At 64.9% G+C, this 15,591-nt stretch carries 15 protein-coding genes, 1 tRNA gene and 1 pseudogene; 10 read left to right on the top strand and 7 right to left on the bottom strand.

Going from position 1 to position 15,591, the window contains the following annotated elements:
- The first annotated feature begins 6 nt into the window (after window positions 1-6).
- The 3 genes from EB835_RS09425 to EB835_RS09415 all read left to right on the top strand — a co-directional run bounded on the left by EB835_RS09425 (window position 7) and on the right by EB835_RS09415 (window position 2,691).
- Window positions 7-1,008 carry a beta-ketoacyl-ACP synthase III gene (locus EB835_RS09425; protein WP_135809202.1) on the top strand — a complete coding sequence of 334 codons (1,002 nt, stop codon included), beginning with the start codon at window positions 7-9 and terminating at the stop codon, window positions 1,006-1,008.
- A gap of 119 nt (window positions 1,009-1,127) precedes the next feature.
- Window positions 1,128-1,379, top strand: a complete 252-nt coding sequence (locus EB835_RS09420; RefSeq protein ID WP_135809201.1) for an acyl carrier protein — start codon at window positions 1,128-1,130, stop codon at window positions 1,377-1,379.
- Window positions 1,380-1,446: 67 nt separating this feature from the next.
- A complete protein-coding gene (locus tag EB835_RS09415) occupies window positions 1,447-2,691 on the top strand; it encodes a beta-ketoacyl-[acyl-carrier-protein] synthase family protein (protein WP_135809200.1) in 1,245 nt (414 codons plus the stop codon).
- Window positions 2,692-2,905: 214 nt separating this feature from the next.
- On the opposite strand, the gene EB835_RS09410 is transcribed toward EB835_RS09415, so the two are convergent.
- The 7 genes and pseudogenes from EB835_RS09410 to EB835_RS09380 form a co-directional block, all read right to left on the bottom strand.
- The gene (locus EB835_RS09410; RefSeq protein WP_135809238.1) at window positions 2,906-3,397 is read right to left on the bottom strand and encodes a DUF3145 domain-containing protein; all 492 of its coding nucleotides are present in this window, start codon (window positions 3,395-3,397) and stop codon (window positions 2,906-2,908) included.
- A 315-nt stretch (window positions 3,398-3,712) separates the two neighbouring features.
- A tRNA-Ile gene (locus EB835_RS09405) sits at window positions 3,713-3,789 on the bottom strand.
- Between the two features lie 92 nt (window positions 3,790-3,881).
- On the bottom strand, window positions 3,882-5,150 hold the full coding sequence (locus tag EB835_RS09400; protein ID WP_240688657.1) for an EAL domain-containing protein: 1,269 nt from the start codon (window positions 5,148-5,150) through the stop codon (window positions 3,882-3,884).
- A gap of 137 nt (window positions 5,151-5,287) precedes the next feature.
- Window positions 5,288-6,727 (bottom strand): MFS transporter, encoded by a 1,440-nt coding sequence (locus tag EB835_RS09395; protein WP_135809199.1) that lies wholly within the window; start codon window positions 6,725-6,727, stop codon window positions 5,288-5,290.
- A gap of 68 nt (window positions 6,728-6,795) precedes the next feature.
- Window positions 6,796-7,401: pseudogene (locus EB835_RS09390) on the bottom strand (alkane 1-monooxygenase); the annotation flags it as partial.
- A 42-nt stretch (window positions 7,402-7,443) separates the two neighbouring features.
- A complete protein-coding gene (locus tag EB835_RS09385; protein ID WP_168216682.1) occupies window positions 7,444-8,997 on the bottom strand; it encodes an IS1634 family transposase in 1,554 nt (517 codons plus the stop codon).
- Window positions 8,998-9,090: 93 nt separating this feature from the next.
- Window positions 9,091-9,360: an LLM class oxidoreductase gene (locus EB835_RS09380; RefSeq protein ID WP_135809198.1), complete on the bottom strand. Its 270-nt coding sequence runs from the start codon at window positions 9,358-9,360 to the stop codon at window positions 9,091-9,093.
- 38 nt (window positions 9,361-9,398) lie between these two features.
- On the opposite strand from EB835_RS09380, the gene EB835_RS09375 reads away from it, so the two are divergent.
- The 7 genes from EB835_RS09375 (at window position 9,399) to EB835_RS09340 (ending at window position 15,590) form a co-directional block, all read left to right on the top strand.
- Window positions 9,399-10,835: a recombinase family protein gene (locus tag EB835_RS09375; RefSeq protein WP_135809197.1), complete on the top strand. Its 1,437-nt coding sequence runs from the start codon at window positions 9,399-9,401 to the stop codon at window positions 10,833-10,835.
- Window positions 10,836-11,017: 182 nt separating this feature from the next.
- A complete protein-coding gene (locus tag EB835_RS09370; protein ID WP_015779966.1) occupies window positions 11,018-11,230 on the top strand; it encodes a hypothetical protein in 213 nt (70 codons plus the stop codon).
- The gene (locus EB835_RS09365) at window positions 11,230-11,478 is read left to right on the top strand and encodes a hypothetical protein (RefSeq protein ID WP_135809196.1); all 249 of its coding nucleotides are present in this window, start codon (window positions 11,230-11,232) and stop codon (window positions 11,476-11,478) included. The genes EB835_RS09370 and EB835_RS09365 overlap by 1 nt, the downstream gene beginning before the upstream one ends.
- Window positions 11,479-11,817: 339 nt before the next feature.
- A complete protein-coding gene (locus tag EB835_RS09355; protein ID WP_135809194.1) occupies window positions 11,818-13,245 on the top strand; it encodes a Rep family protein in 1,428 nt (475 codons plus the stop codon).
- Window positions 13,242-13,832, top strand: coding sequence for a hypothetical protein (locus EB835_RS09350; protein ID WP_135809193.1), 591 nt, complete (start codon window positions 13,242-13,244; stop codon window positions 13,830-13,832). Before EB835_RS09355 ends, EB835_RS09350 begins: the two co-directional genes overlap by 4 nt.
- Window positions 13,829-15,100, top strand: a complete 1,272-nt coding sequence (locus EB835_RS09345; protein ID WP_135809192.1) for a relaxase/mobilization nuclease domain-containing protein — start codon at window positions 13,829-13,831, stop codon at window positions 15,098-15,100. Before EB835_RS09350 ends, EB835_RS09345 begins: the two co-directional genes overlap by 4 nt.
- Entirely contained in the window at window positions 15,051-15,590 is a 540-nt protein-coding gene (locus tag EB835_RS09340) for a hypothetical protein (RefSeq protein WP_135809235.1), read from the top strand. Before EB835_RS09345 ends, EB835_RS09340 begins: the two co-directional genes overlap by 50 nt.
- Window position 15,591: the final 1 nt, after the last annotated feature.

The raw sequence follows: 15,591 nt of genomic DNA, 5'->3' as shown, positions 1-15,591 counted from the left end.
GACGTTATGCCCACACTCAAAACAGCCGAGCTCGGCACCTTCTCGCGCATCGCGGGAATCGGCGCCTATCGTGCGGAGAACCTCGTCACAAATGACGATATCGCCGGACCGATCAACTCTTCCGACGAATGGATCCGTCAGCGCACCGGCATCATCACCCGCCGTCGCGCCAGCAGAGATGTCGGGGTCCTCGACATGTGCGAAGAGGCCGCCCTCGAGGCGATCGCCTCCTCCGGTCTCAAGCCGGAAGACATCGGCGGCATCATCATCTCCACGGTGACATTCCCCTACTTCACCCCTTCGGCCGCGGCCGCACTGACGGACCGCCTCGGCACCGGGCCGGTCCCGGCATGGGACATCAGCGCCGCCTGCGCGGGCTACTGCTACGGAATCTCCCAGGCCGACGCACTCGTGCGTGCCGGAACAATGGACAACGTTCTCGTCATCGGAGCAGAGAAGCTCTCCGACGTCATCGACCCAGAGGACCGATCGATCTCGTTCATCCTCGGCGACGGTGCCGGGGCGGTCGTCGTGACCTCATCCGATGAACCGGGCATATCGAAGACCGTGTGGGGTTCGAAGGGTGAGAACTGGTCGACCATCCGGATGACCGATTCGCTCATGGACATCCGCGACAACCGCGAGCTGCCGTTCCCGACCCTGCGCCAGGACGGTCCGACCGTCTTCCGCTGGGCTGTATGGGACGGCGCCGAGGTGGCCAAGGAAGCGCTCACCGCGTCCGGGGTCGAGGCCGAGGACCTTACGGCATTCATTCCGCACCAAGCGAACATGCGCATCATCGATGAACTCGCCAAACAGCTGAAGCTACCCGAATCGGTCATCATCGCGCGTGACATCGCTGACAACGGGAACACTTCGGCGGCGTCGATCCCGTTGGCCACAGAACGGCTGCTGCGTGAACAGCCCGAACTCAGCGGCGGTCTCGCCCTGCAGATGGGCTTCGGCGCGGGCCTGGTCTACGGTGCGCAGGTCGTCCGCCTGCCCTGAGACACACCCATTCACGGAAAACTCTCCGTGAATGTCCTAAGATATTCGGCGGGACACTCGTCGAAAAGTTCCTCAAACGGTCGAAAAACCCTCGGCCGAAATCAGAAAGTAGGAAAGAAATGGCATTCACCGAAGCTGAAGTCCTCGCTGGGCTGGCAGAGATCGTCAACGAAGAGACCGGCCTCGCTGCCGAAGCAGTCGAAGCCGACAAGTCGTTCACCGACGACCTCGACATCGACTCCATCTCGATGATGACCATCGTCGTCAACGCTGAGAAGAAGTTCGGCGTGAAGATCCCCGATGACGACGTCAAGGACCTCGTCACCGTTCAGGACGCTGTCGACTACATCAACAAGGCTCAGGAAGCCTGACCCACAGCAGCCGAACACGGCCCGTCCACAGACGGGCCGTGTCCACACTATCGACGAGGTTTGTACCATGACATCTAAAGTTGTCGTCACCGGAATCGGTGCGGTAACCCCCTTGGGCGCGACTGTCGATGCCACTTGGGAAGCCATTCTGGCCGGCAAGTCCGGCGTCCACACCATGGACAACGATTGGTCAGAGAAGTACGGCCTCGCCGTGGACTTCGCCGCGCAGGTCGACCCACAGGTCGTGCCCGACAATCTCAAGCGGGTGCAGGCCAAGCGCCTCGACCCCTCGAGCCAGTTCGCCCTCATCTCCGCTCGTGAGGCCATGGCCGACGCCGGCCTCGAGGAGACAGATCCGGAGCGCACTGCCGTCTCCTGGGCTACCGGAATCGGCGGAGTCTGGACGCTGCTCGACGCCTGGGACACTCTCCAGGAAGAGGGCCCGCGCCGGGTCATGCCTCTGACCGTTCCTATGCTCATGCCCAATGGTCCTGCGGCCGCGATCGGAATGGAATTCGAGGCTCGCGCCGGTGTGCAGACTCTGGTCTCCGCCTGCGCCTCATCGACCGAGAGCCTCGGTCATGCTTATGACGTTCTGGCTTCGGGCAAGGCCGATGTCATCATCGCCGGCGGTTCCGAAGCTGCGATCCACCCGATCACCCTGGCGGCGTTCAACTCGATGCAGGCGCTGTCGCGTCGCACTGATTCGCCCGAGGCCGCATCGCGTCCCTACGACGTCGATCGCGACGGTTTCGTCATGGGCGAAGGAGCAGGCACGCTCATCCTCGAAACCGAAGAGCATGCCAAGGCCCGTGGAGCGAAGATCTACGCCGAGGTGGCCGGTTGGGGCATCTCGAATGACGCCTACCACATCACCGGCGGAGAGCCCGAGGGCAAGCATGCCCTCGCCGCCATGCAGCAGGCCCTCGACGGCGGTGAGATCACCGCAGCCGAGATCAAGCACGTCAACGCCCATGCGACTTCGACCCCGGTCGGAGACATCCCGGAGTCGCTGGCCATCAGTGAACTCCTCGGGGACAACGTCTCTGATGCTCTGGTCTCGGCCACGAAGTCGATGACCGGCCACCTCCTCGGCGGCACCGGTGCGGTGGAAGCGATCCTCACGGTCAAGGCTCTGCAGACGCGCACGGCTCCCCCGACCATCAATGTCGATGAGGTCGACCCGAAGGTCGAGGGCATCAACATCGTCCGTGACACTCCGCAGGAACTGCCTTCGGGCGATATCGCGGCGATCACGAACTCATTCGGCTTCGGTGGTCACAACGCCGTCGTCGCCTTCCGCTCCGTCTGATCAACGCCGCTCCAATCGAGCGGCTCGGCCCACTCCAGAGTGGACAGCACAGGTTTGATCCTGGGCTGCTCACCTTGGAGTGGGCCGTTTTCATCGGTGCTCAAGGAAAGAGCGAGTGCGGGCAGGCAAAATGGACACACCCGAGGCAGGTAGGTGTGCCCATTGAGCAGAATTGTGCCGGAGCCGCCGAATGACTGTACGGCCCGGAGGCGATTCAGCCGACCTTGGTCAGCCAGCGAACCGGTGCGCCCTCGCCTGCGTGGCGGAACGCGTCGAGTTCCTCATCCCACGCTTCGCCGAGGGCAGTCGCCATCTCCGAGGAGAACTTCGCGGGATCGCCTGCAGCGCGTTCCATGACGGAGCGGATGCGGTCTTCGGGAACGAGGATATTGCCAGCTGTGTCGGTCACGGCGTGGTAGATGCCCAGATCGGGTGTGTGGCTCCACCGTCCGCCGTCGACTCCGGGAGAGGGTTCTTCGGTGACCTCGTAGCGGAGAGAATCCCAGCCGCGCAGGGCCGAAGCGATACGGGCTCCGGAGCCCGCCGGCGCGCGCCAGCAGACTTCTGCGCGCACGAGACCTGGAGCAGCCGGCTGGGGTGTCCAGTCGAAGCGTGCTTGTGCGCCGATGGCCCCGCCCGCTGCCCATTCGATGTGAGGGCACAGCGCACGAGGTGCTGAGTGGACGAAGAGTACGCCCTGTGTCATATCCATTTCTGCCTCCTACCTCGGATACGTCTTCCCCTACGTTCCGAAAGGAGGTGCTGACCACATGATAGTCGATGTTCGACGTGCAGCCAAGCATCAAAGGTGCTGGTGGCGTCGTGTGTCTGCGCCGCCTCCTGACAATCGGACAATGTCAGCCTGACAAGGCCGAGCACGAGTCGCTAGGCTGGCGGGTTCCGTCTTCAAGCCGAATCTCGGTCGGGAGGCCGAAGCAGCCCCCGCCGAGGAGTGACTACGGTGCGAAAGCGTGCCGTACGGTGCCTTCGCCTTTCGCACATTGCCCACCGTCCGCGTCTGTGGTGCCCCCGGTCGGACTTGAACCGACGGCCAAGGAATTATGAGTTCCCTGCTCTAACCAGCTGAGCTACGGGGGCCAGCCGAGACAACATTAGCACCATCGGTGCCCCCTGCCCCATTCGGATCTCACGCGCATTCGGTCGTGCCGAGACGCACCGCCTCCACGGTCTCAGGCCGGCAGATGCGCCGTCGCGGTGAGAGGGGCGACGCGGGTGAGAACGCTGCGTGCCGCGTCGACGCATGTGTAGCGGTCGGTCGTGATGTAGACGTCGAAGACGGTCTGTCCGTCGCTGCCCGGGTCGTTGCGTTTCGATGCCGCGACCATGCCCGACCAGTCAGGTCCGACTACGACGACTCCGTGTTCATTGCGCATGGGATCGGAGGCGTCGACGAGTCCGGTCCGCACACCACGGATGGGTGGTCCGTCGAACCCGCCGGAGAACATAGCGGTCAGGCCCACAGTGTCACGGATCTTCTCGTACCGAAGTCGTGTCGCCTCGGAGAATCCGTCGTCCTCCCCGAACACTCCCAGGGTGATCGTCGCGGTTCCCGACGCCAGAGCGCGTTCTTCCAATGCCGCGATCTGCGCGATGAGCAGTTCGCGGTTCATCACCAGCGGTTCACGCCGTAGTCCCTGCGAGATCGAATACGGAGTCCCCAGTGCCGGCAGATTGCGTGAGTAGTGCGAGACGAGGGCGTCTTCACTCGGTTCGGAGAACGGCTGCGGCTGTTTCGTAGCCTCACCGAAGTAGGGTCCGGACATGAACCGTGCCCCCAGTGCACGCACACGGTCCAGATCGTCTTCGGTCTCGACGCCGTCGGCGAGGATGACAGCTCCTGTGCGTTCGAGATGGGCATGGAGCAGGCGATTGAGCTCAGCCAGATGTGACTCGCAGTCGATGTGCAGAACATCCGGGTGGAGTCCGACGACCGAGGGATTGACCAGCGGGACGAAGGAGGTGCTGCGCAGATCGGCGCCGACCGATGACATGCCCACTCCCCACCCCAGCGCACGCGCCGAGCGCACTGAGCGCAGCACCGAGGCCGGGGACGATGCGACCCGGTTGGCGTCGAGCTGCAGGATGACTGAGCGGTCGGGTTCCCCGCTGCGATCCTCGAGAGTCGCAAAGGATTCGGCCTCGGCGTGGAGGAACAGGCGGTTCGACTTCGGCAGTCCCGCACCTTCTGCGGTACGCAGTGCCGAATCCCGCAGAGAGGCGTCGATATCACCGGTGATCGTGGAGGCACGCATGGCGTGGCGCAGGTTCTCCGATTCGGCGCGACCCAGCTCCGGATCACCCGTGGGGGCCTGCAGGATCTGATGGCCGACCCGATGGAAAGTCAGTGCGTCGACGACGGGGGCGAAATAGGTTTCGATCCCGCCCGAACGCACGAGTTCCTCGAGCGCAAGCTCGTCATCGGGTATGGGCTCGACCACTGTGTATCCTTCCATGGGCTGATGTGCGTTCACAGTCTTCCATATTCGGACACGGCGGATTGTCTAAAATCCGTAACATTATTGCGCTGACAGCTGAGGGCGTTCTCTTCTCCGCCGGACGCGGTGCGATCGGCGGTTCATACGCGGCGAGGGCCGCCTCGGCGGACTTCGATGAGACCGACGAATCCGGCGAGGACGACAATGACGACGATGGCGGCGAACGCCCCGATCATCCCCCAATGCCAATTGCTCATCGCAGTGATCGAGAACGCCAGAGCAGTCATGATGGCCAGCCCCATCGAGGTGCCGATGCGCTGCCCCGTCTGGAGCACTCCCCCGGAAGATCCGGCGTATCGCAGCGGGACTTCCTGCAGAGTCAGGGTTTGGTTGGGGCTGATGACCATGCCCTGAGCGGTGCCGATGAACGCCAAGGTGAGCAGCATCCACCATTCGCTGCCGATGCCCTGGGACAGCAGTGCGACGACGCCGATCGTGGCCACCAGACCGACAAGGCAAAGGGCGATCCCCCACACTACGAGGCGACGCCCGATCTGAAAGACGAACCGTCCGGAGACGTCGGCGGAGACCGCTGAGAGCAGTGCGGCCGGCAGACCGATCATGCCCGCGGCGAGCGCCGAATGCCCCAGACCCTGCTGCATGTACATAGCGACGAGGACCCAGACGCTTGTGACTCCGAGGAAGTAGAGGGCGATGATGATCGACCCATTGCTGAAGCTGCGGATGCGGAAGAGATCGAGGTCGACCATCGGCGGTCGGCCCATTCGCGCATAACGGCGTTCCCACCACGTCCACAGCCAGATCGCGCCGACACCGAGCGGGAGGGAGAGCCAGATGAACCAACCCAGCGAAGATTCGACGAAGGGCAGAAGGATGAGGAGCACTCCGACCCCGAGGAGGACAACTCCCACCGGGTCGAGGTCCTTGTTGCCCTCGGCACTCTTCGCGCTCTGTTCGACGGCGGGTCGCCAAGCACCGCTCGGCAGCCAGATCCGGGCGAGGACGAGCGAAGCAATGGCAAAGGGCACATTGACCAGGAAGGTCGCCCTCCAGCCGAGGTCACCGCCGAACAGCGCGATGAGGGCGCCGCCGAGCACCGGGCCGATGGCCACAGACAGTCCGACGGTGGTGCCCATCAGCCCGAAGGCACGACCGCGCGGCGGCCCCTGGAAGTACTGCTGCAGCAGGCCCACGACCTGTGGGTTGAGAAATCCCGAGCCCAGCCCCATGGTCACACGGGAGATGTTGAGCGTCAGCGGATCGGGGGCGATCCCTGCCACCAGAGAAGACACCCCGAAGAGGCCCACGCCGATGACGAACAATTGGCCGCGCCCGAAGACATCACCGGCTCGTCCCGCGGCGACGAGGACGACACCGAAGGAGAGCGCATATCCGGTGAGCACCCACTGCAGAGCCGATGTGGACGCGTCGATATCGGCGGCGATGGAGGGCAGGACGACGTTGATGCTGGAGACGGACAGCAGCGACATGAAGAGGGGAACGAGGCCGATGATGAGGATGCGCTTCTGCGTCTGCGTCATCTTCGTGCTCTCGCTCACTCGGTCTCCCCTGTTATGTGTCGTTCCGTCTCATCATACGTTCGCGGATGGTTACTCGGACCCGGTCTTCAGCGTTCGTGGGCGGACACCCAGCCGAGAGCCGGCGCGACGTGCTCGGCAAAGGACTCAAGGAGGTGCAGATTGTAGTCGACTCCCAGCTGGCTGGGGATCGTGAGCATGAGGGTATCGGCGGCTGCGATCGCCGCATCGGCCCTGAGCTCTTCGATCAGTCTGTCCGGCTCACCCGCGTATGTGCGGCCGAACGTCGAGCGAGTGTCATCGATGATCCCGATCTGGTCTCCCTGCCCGGCGCTGCGTCGCCCGAAGTAGAGGTCGTCGAGGTCGGTGGTGATCGGGAAGATGCTGCGGCTCACGGATACTCTCGGCGTCCAGCCATGCCCGACCTCGCTCCACACTGCCCGGTATCGTTCGATCTGCTCTGCTTGCAGGTCGCCGAAGGCGGCGCCGGTCGCTTCGGTGAGCAGGGTCGAGCTCATCAGGTTCACGCCCATCTGTGCCGCCCATTCGGCGGTCGACGCAGAACCTGCGCCCCACCAGATGCGACGGTCGAGTCCGGGCGAATGCGGTTCGACGCGCAGGCGCGCTCCGGGGCCGAACTGCTGCGGATCGGCGGAGGCGAGTTCCTCGCCGCGGATGGCGCGGAGGAAGCGATCCTGAGTTGCACAACTTTAGTTACCCACCGCTGAAGCCCGAATTTACGATTTTTCCAGCGCCTTGAGCATGTTCTCGACGGCCTTGGGCACGTCCGGTGTGAACGTGATTTCCTGCCCACCCACGCGCCCGGTGAACTCCCGCAGCGGCCGCAGACTCGTGATGATCTTCTTCAACGACGCCCCGGTCGCCTCTTGCATGAACCTCGACACGGCTAAGGAAGTGAACACGAGCGTCAAGTGCGCCTCGATCGCGTCCCTCTTCCGGTGAAAGATCGGCCTGGCCCTCAAGTCGGTCTTCGACATCCGGAAAGACTGCTCGACATGCCACAAGTCGTGATAGCTGCCGATCACCTCAGCAGCCGACATGGTCCCGGCGGGAATGTTCGTGACATAGCCTTTGAACCCGGTCAGCTTCATCGCCCGCTCGTAAGCCTTCTCATCGAAGGCCTTCTCCTCATCCGTAACCTTCACAAACCGGGCCTTCTTCGCCGGCTTATCGCCATCGATGATCGCCAATGCCCGGTTACGCTGCAGGTTCAGCGTCTGCTCATCACGCATCGCACGCTTTCGCCGGTACTGCCACACCACCCGCCACGCATCCGGATGATCCTCAGCCGACCAGACGGGTTCGCGTCTCCTCTTCACCCGATCCGGGTCGAGTCGCTTCACACCCTTCGGGGTGATCGTGTCGATGATCTGCCCATCGGTGGTGTACTCACCATTCCACCGAAAATGAGTCGCCAGATCATGCGGGGCTTTCGTCTGCCTCGACCCAACGATGAACCGCAGGCCGGCATCATCGAGTTCTTTAAGGTTCTTGGCTGAGAGCATCCCAGCATCGGCCGCGACGACCATGTCCGTGACCTGGTGCCGTTCTTGGAAGGCTTTGATCACCGGAATGATCGTGTGAGTCTCTGCCTTCGCCCCTTCAAAGCAGCCGATCTCGAGTGGGAATCCGGTCCGATCGACGAGGAGCCCGACGACGATCTGCGGGTCGACACGGCGTTCTTTCGAGTACCCGACCTGACGCAGAGCGTCTTCTTTCTCAGCCTCGAAATATAATGTCGTAACGTCATAAAGAAGCAGACTGATGCCGGTGGTGGCAACACTGTGAGCGAAGCACTTCTCAGCGATCTGAGCCCTGTAGTCGCGCTCTTTCGCCCGGAGTAGGCAGTTGAGGAACGTGTTGCGGTGAACAACCTCGACACCGAGTTCGTCGAGGACTCTGACACTGTCAGACTTCGACGTCGGCTCAACCAGCCGGGCAGCAACGAGCTGGAAGAAGGCCTCATCATTGATGACGTCGAACCCGAGCCTTTGGTACACGCTGCGGATCGTGTCGATGAGCAGCCCAGATCTGCTGGACTTCACGACAGCTGATGACACCCGCGGTTTGTCCGCGGTATCGAAGTCGAGTGTGGCCTGACCGGGGTCACGCAGTTTAGCTTTGCCAGCCTCGACGAGAGCGGCGAGGTCTTCGGGCGTGTGAGCTGACCCGAGGTGCTCGACGATCCTGTACCGCCCGCCGGTCTTATCAGCGATCTGCACGGCAGTGGCGCCCGACGCGGTGGGCACCTTGCGCACGAAAGGGCTCATTCCCCCATGATACGGCTCAAATTAGTTACCCAAATCTCTGACGCATAACCGTCTGACCAGCCTCGATATGTTGGGAGACGCCGAAAACCTCACCTACTTGGGCAAGTCAGGTCCGGGGCCGAACTGCTGCGGATCGGCGGAGGCGAGTTCCTCGCCGCGGATGGCGCGGAGGAAGCGATCGAACTTCTCTCGGGCCATGTTCGCTGCTTTCGGCTCGGTGTGGTCCTCGTAGCCGAAGGCTTCCCAACCCCGCAGGGCCGGTTCCGGCGAACCGCGGCTGATTCCCAACGCCAGTCTCTGGTCAGAGAACAGATCGAGGGCGGCGGCCTCCTCGGCGAGGTAGAGCGGGTTCTCATAGCACATATCGGAGTTGTAACGCCGGTTGTAATAGACTGGGCCGCATGGTTGAACTGGTATCGCTGAGGAAGACGAACGAGGTTGCGGCGTACGTCCGCGCTTCGATGGACCGCAAGGGCGATCGGTGGACCGTCGAGACCCAACTGCGGAAGATCAGGGCACTGGCCGAGGCCAAGGACTGGGAGGTCGTCGAGGTCTACGACGACAACGCGGTGTCGGCGACGAAGAAGCGCCGCGCTGGCACGCGGTGGGCCGAGATGCTGGACGACGCCCGTGCGGGCCGGTTCTCGATGGTCGTCGCCGTGGACATGGACCGCCTCCTGCGCAGCACGAAGGACCTGAACACTCTGATCGACCTCGGCCTGCGGGTCGTCACCGTCGACGGCGAGATCGACCTCTCGACGGCCGACGGAGAGTTCCGGGCGACGATGCTCGCGGCTCTCGCCCGGTTCGAGGCCCGGCGCAAGGCTGAGCGTCAGATCAGGTCGAACGAGCGCCGACGCGCAGAGGGCATCCCCACTTCGGCCTGGAAGGCGTTCGGGTGGACGAGAGATGGCGAGTTGATCCCAGAGGAGGCCGAAGCAGTGCGGCGGGCGTTCGATGCGTTCCTCGGCGAGCCGTCGCTGTCGATCCGGCGCATCCGTGAGGACCTGAACGAAGCAGGGCATCGAACCGCCCGCGGGTCGGAGTTCTCCGTCGATGCCGTGCGGTACCTGTTGGCGAACCCCCAATACGCTGGCTACATCAAGCACTACTCGTCGGGCGAGCTGTACCCGGTGAAGGGTAAGGCGTTTCCGCCCATCGTCAGCGAGCAGACGTGGCGGGCTGCGGTGGCGAAGCTGGAGGACAACGTGCGGAGGTCGGCTAGGCAAGGCAATCAGCCGAAGTACCTGCTGTCCGGGATTGGGTTGTGCGGGAAGTGCGGCGCGACGCTCGTCTCGGGATCTAACAGCCGCAAGCAGCCGACATACCGATGCGGCGAGAAGTTCCACCTCACCCGCCAGCGCGAGCCCGTCGATGCGATGGTCACGGAGGCTGTGCTCACCCGACTCTCGTCGGTGGACGTGCACGACCTCGTGATGCCGCAGGAGGATGAGGGGCCTGACCGCGAGGAGCTGCTGACCGAACGGAACGCCCTGGTCGAGCGCGTGAAGGAGCTGAGTCCACTGCTGCGCGACATCCACCAGCCGGTCCTGGAGATCACCGCGGCGATCAATGGCGTGAAGGCCCGCATCGACGAAATCGACGCGGAGCTGCTCGACCGCTCGGTGTCGGTGGCGGCGAAGCTGCTCGCGGACGTGGACGAGCCGGTCGGTACCGCGGAGCGCCGAGAGGTCGTCGAGTCGAAGTGGAGGGCGTTGGACGTGGACCGTCGCCGGATGCTCGTGGACGAGCTGGTGACGGTGACCATCGAGCCCATCGCTCCCGGCCACGTGAAGTTCGACCCCGACCTCATTCGAATAGAGCCGCGTCGCGACTGACACGCGAGTCGACTCGTCAGTGGACTGGTGAGTCGAGTCATGGGAGAATGGTTGCAGACAAGAAGATCCCACCGGGGGCCAGACTTTGAAGCTGGCGGTACTACTCCCGGATGAGTCGCCGGTCAAACAGCCCAACTACCGTGGCGGGGAACCGGAAGCACACTCATGTTTGAGGACTTCCGATGTCTGTCGTTATCGACGCTCCCCGCGCATTTGCGCTGGACCATCCTGGGCTCGACCAGGACCCGACCCCCGTTTCGCAGGCTGATGGGTTCGATCCCGTCATCGCCGCCGCCCGTGCCGCCGGTCGCCGGGCCGGCGAGCGCCTGGCACTCACGCCACTGACCCCGCGCCAGCGCGCCGCCGTCGCCGCCGTGATGGGCGGTGATCGCTGATGAGCGCCAACTCCGCTGCTTTCGATCAAGTCAACGCGTTCCGCTGGCGTCTGGGCGACCCCTCCCTCACCGACTCCGAGGCCCGTGTCTACGACCTTGGAGTGCTCCGCTCCGTGCTGGAGGAGGCCGTCGAGATCGCCGTCGCCGATGCCCGCGCCGATGGGGTGACCTGGGCCAAGATCGGCGATGCCCTCGGCGTCACGCACCAGGCCGCGATCAAGCGCTACCGCAAGGGCGGTGCCCGATGAGCACCGCCGGCCGCACCATCACCATCGTCCCCGCCGACCTGACCCCGCCCGGAAGGCCTGGCCTGGCACCCGCCGAAGGCGGGCTGCCCGTCGTCGTGATGACGGTCCGCAGCCGTGCTTCGCACTCCAAGAGTTTCGGGAGCCTCATTCGTTCCTACGGGCGCGGCAAGGGCTTGTCGATTGCCGCGCCTTGCAACAGCATGCCTGGTCAGCAGCCGGTACCACCCTCGCTCCGTCGCGTCGCCCCACGGGATCATTTGGGGCCTCATTTGGGGGTCAATAGGGGGTCATTTAGGCGCCGCACTTCCTCTGAGGGCCTCCGCGCCGCCCGCGACGAGGGTGGTCGCCGTGGCTAAGCAGGAGAACAACCCGACCAGCATCGGGCTCACGCAGTACCTCGATCCGTCGTACTGGACCTGGGCCGCCGAGGATCCGAACGGGGCTGCGCTGCTCCAGCAGGGGGCCGGACCGATCCTCGCTTACGTGGTGCAGCGGCTCGAGGCTATCGGCTGCGAGGTCACCGAGGCCTACGGCATCGTGCACGACAAGGACGAGCGCGAGGTCTGGAGCGACACGGAGAAAGCCCTCGTGGTCGAGCCGAAGCCGGATCACTTGCACGCGGTGATCAAGTTCGCAAGTCGTGCGAAGAGCGCTCCGCTGGATCGGCTCGCGTTCGGCATCGGCGTCGAGCCCCAGTACGTCGAGAAGCCGGGTCGCGGACGGTATGCCTTCGACAACATGCTGTCGTATCTGACGCACGTGAAGTACGCCGACAAGCACCAGTACGCGCCGTCGGAGGTCGCCACGGTGCGCGGGCCGGACTACCTCGGCATCGACGCGCAGCGCCGCGAGACGTGGCTCAAGGGCCGCGCCCACGTGAAGAAGAAGGTCGTCGCCGAGAACTTCGAGGACATGCGCGAGCGGGTGCTCCAGGGCGAGATCACTCGCGACCAGATCATGCTCACCGACGAGCTGTTCGACATCTACTCGCGACACCAGCGGGAGATCGACGACGCCCTTTCGGCCTACGGCCAGCGCCGCGCGTACCGGGCGGCGGCGAAGCTCCGCGCCGGTGCCTTCTCGACGCATGTCGTGTTCGTCCACGGGGACGCCGGGATCGGCAAGACGCGGTTCGCCACGGACTTCATCACGTCGGCGATCGACGCGGCGAACACCCACGGCGAGCGGTGGCAGGTCTACCGGGCCGCGACGGGGAACCCTCTCGATGACTGGCGGGGCGAGGAGGTGCTGCTGCTGGACGATCTGCGGGCTTCGGCAATGGACGCGAACGACTGGTTGCTGCTGCTCGATCCGTACAACGCCTCGCCCGCGAAGGCGCGCTACAAGAACAAGGGCGAGGTGGCTCCGCGGCTGATCGTCATCACGGCCACCATCGAGCCGGTCGAATTCTTCTTCTACGCACGCCAGAAGGGCAATGTGGACGAGGCACTGGACCAGTTCATCCGTCGCCTGGCGTCGGTGGTGAAGGTATTCCGGGCCGACGACATCAACCGCTACCTCGTGCAGCACATCGGGAAGATCGAGCCCTACGAGTGGCATCAGTGCAGCCTCCCGGCTTCCGCGCACACCCCGGGCGTCAACGGCAACGCCTACCACCAGCAGGTGGCTCCGTCGCGCGAGCTCACCTACGGCCCGGAGAGCTCCGTGGAGCACGACGCCGACAGCGCCGTCGTCGAGCTGTTGAGCGGGCTCGCGGTGCGCAGCCCCGATGTGCCGCTGGCACTGGTCGCGGGAGGTGCCGCATGAGCACCCATCAGTATCCGCTCTCCCAGGGGGTCGAGGGGGCCGGAGGCCCCTCGCAAGCAGCCGGGGAGGACATGAGCGTCAGCGAAATGTCCGACACGGCTACTGCTTGCCACTCTGGCGTACAGGTGGAGCAGCAGGCCGACTCCCAGGTGAACACCGGTCGGGCTGATGCGGAGGCTGTGCGGCAGAGTCACGGCGGCGCGAAGCGTCGTCGTGGCAGCGGCGGGCGGCTCGATACGCGCTTCGATGACGCCACGCTCGGGGCGCTTCGCAGTCGTGCGGAGCGGCTCGGGCTGGCTCCGAGCACGTGGGTGCGGGCCGTCGTGCGCGATGCCCTGCACGCCTCCCGGAGCGAGGAGTTGGATGCCGCCGTGGCCGCGCACCTGCTCGGCGTCGAGTCCCGCGTCCAGGCCTCGGCGGACGCCCGCGAGCTGGCCGCGCAGGTGCGCCCGCTGGCGATCAACGTCAACGACCTGGACCGCCGCGCGCGGGCCGGTGAGGCCGTGGCGCTGTCGGCGGAGGTGCCCGAGCTGATCGAGCTGCTGCGCGAGGTCCGGGCGCTGCTCGGTGATCGGGCGGCGTCATGAGCACCACGCACTACAGCCCGAGCACGAGCGCCGCAGACACCGAGCGCTACATCCGGGGCAAGGAGGACGAGCGCGGGGTCGCGATCACGTGCGATGTTCCGGGAGGCCCCGGCGCGTTCTCGGCGCGTGCTCGCGCGCTCACGCAGAACATGAAGCGCGACGTCGAGGCCCTGCACTACCGCCAGTCGTTCAGCGATGAGGAGTTCGACCCGAAGAACCCGGAAGACGTGCAGCGGGTCAATGACTTGGGCTACATGCTTGCGAAGAAGATGCACCCTCGATCCGACTGCCTCGTTGTCACTCACACCGATGGGCGGGGCGGCAAGGCACACAACCATGTCTTGGTCATCAACCACGACAACGAGACGGAGAAAGCACTCAGCGACTACCGCACGTTCCACGACCGCAAGGCCGGGAATCAGCGCGGCGTGCAGTCGGCGAACGACGAGCTGATGCGCGAGCACGGGCTCTCGGTCGTGAAGCAGCTGGAACGCGCGCCGCAGGACTGGGAGCTGCGCCGCGAGGACTTCGCCGAAGGGTCGCTGGACCGCGAGATGGGCGACCGGATGAGCGCCGCACTGGCCGATCCCCGATCGGTGGACAAGGCCGGTCTGGAATCGGTGATCGCAGAGCAGAACCAGCAGCACCACGACGGGGAGCGGGTGCCGCGAATGCGGCTGCACACCACCGTCAGCAAGAAGGGAAAGAACGCGGGCAGGGAGACCTGGACGCTCTACATCGAGGACGACCGCGACGAGACGAAGCGGGCCGAGCGCCTCAAGCGCACGAGTGCGCTCTCGGCGGACTTCACGCCGGAGGGCGCACGGGCGTTCTTCGACTACCACCAGCAGCTGAAGGAGCAGGACCATGAGCGCAGCGCTCGACAGGCTGAAGCAGCAGAACGCGCAGAGCGAATCGCCGCAGCAGCTCAGCAGTCCCGAGACGACGGAGACCTTGAACTCGATCCTCGCCGCCGTCGAGGCACAGAACGCGAGGATCGACCGACTGACCGAGCAGCAGAAGAAGCTCGCGGGGTTCGTGAAGGTCATGGACGAGGAGATGAGCAAGCGCATCGACCGGGTGTCGACCTCGCAGCCGTCCGTCAGCACGTCACCGCAGATCGAGAGCGTCGCGAGCAGGCTGACCGAGATCGAGCAGACGCTCAGCGAGTTCGTGCAGAGTCTCGACGGGAAGCGGCTGAGCGCCGCCTCGCAGAGTTTGATCGCCGAGGCGCAGAAGAATCACGCGGCTACGGCCTCGGCGATTGAGGGGCTCCAGGCGCAGGCCGGGGCGAACCAGAAGCTCGTGAGCCAGGTCGGCGGCGCGGTGCAGCGCATGGAGAAGCGGACCGAAGAGCGCGTGCAGAGGGCCGTCGAGCAGGTCGCCGGGGAGGCCTCGGCTGCGATGACCGCGAACCTCGACGCGTCGAACGAGCGCGCCGAGCGGATCATGCAGGCGACGGCGAAGCTGGAGGCCCGTCAGCTCTGGTCGGCTGCCGCCGCGATGTGTCTCGCGCTCCTGCCGGTGCTCGTAGTCGTCGCCGGGCTCTGGATGGGCATCGCCGGGATCATCACGGGCACTCAGTGGGCGCTCGACGTGGACGGGGGCGTCTGGCTCGGTATCGGACGCTGGATCGTGGTTGCCGTGGGCCTCGCCGGGGCCAGCTACGGGCTCTTCGCCTCTGTGCGGTGGGCCGTCGGCCTGGTGGAGACGTGGAAGGACCGCGGGATGCCGAAGTGGCCAACGTGGCGCAGGTGAT

The sequence above is a fragment of the Brevibacterium sp. S22 genome (assembly GCF_004745485.1).
In the GTDB taxonomy this organism is placed as follows: Bacteria; Actinomycetota; Actinomycetes; order Actinomycetales; family Brevibacteriaceae; genus Brevibacterium.
The sequence above is the reverse complement of the archived record's forward strand: the minus strand, read 5'-3'. Positions and strand labels throughout refer to the sequence as shown.

Coding starts and splice junctions, on each gene's coding strand:
- EB835_RS09370 (WP_015779966.1), top strand. CDS start 11,018: ATGTCTGTCGTTATCGACGCTCCCCGCGCATTTGCGCTGGACCATCCT.
- EB835_RS09415 (WP_135809200.1), top strand. CDS start 1,447: ATGACATCTAAAGTTGTCGTCACCGGAATCGGTGCGGTAACCCCCTTG.
- EB835_RS09420 (WP_135809201.1), top strand. CDS start 1,128: ATGGCATTCACCGAAGCTGAAGTCCTCGCTGGGCTGGCAGAGATCGTC.
- EB835_RS09350 (WP_135809193.1), top strand. CDS start 13,242: ATGAGCACCCATCAGTATCCGCTCTCCCAGGGGGTCGAGGGGGCCGGA.
- EB835_RS09345 (WP_135809192.1), top strand. CDS start 13,829: ATGAGCACCACGCACTACAGCCCGAGCACGAGCGCCGCAGACACCGAG.
- EB835_RS09380 (WP_135809198.1), bottom strand. CDS start 9,360: ATGTGCTATGAGAACCCGCTCTACCTCGCCGAGGAGGCCGCCGCCCTC.
- EB835_RS09425 (WP_135809202.1), top strand. CDS start 7: ATGCCCACACTCAAAACAGCCGAGCTCGGCACCTTCTCGCGCATCGCG.
- EB835_RS09365 (WP_135809196.1), top strand. CDS start 11,230: ATGAGCGCCAACTCCGCTGCTTTCGATCAAGTCAACGCGTTCCGCTGG.
- EB835_RS09375 (WP_135809197.1), top strand. CDS start 9,399: ATGGTTGAACTGGTATCGCTGAGGAAGACGAACGAGGTTGCGGCGTAC.
- EB835_RS09385 (WP_168216682.1), bottom strand. CDS start 8,997: ATGAGCCCTTTCGTGCGCAAGGTGCCCACCGCGTCGGGCGCCACTGCC.
- EB835_RS09410 (WP_135809238.1), bottom strand. CDS start 3,397: ATGACACAGGGCGTACTCTTCGTCCACTCAGCACCTCGTGCGCTGTGC.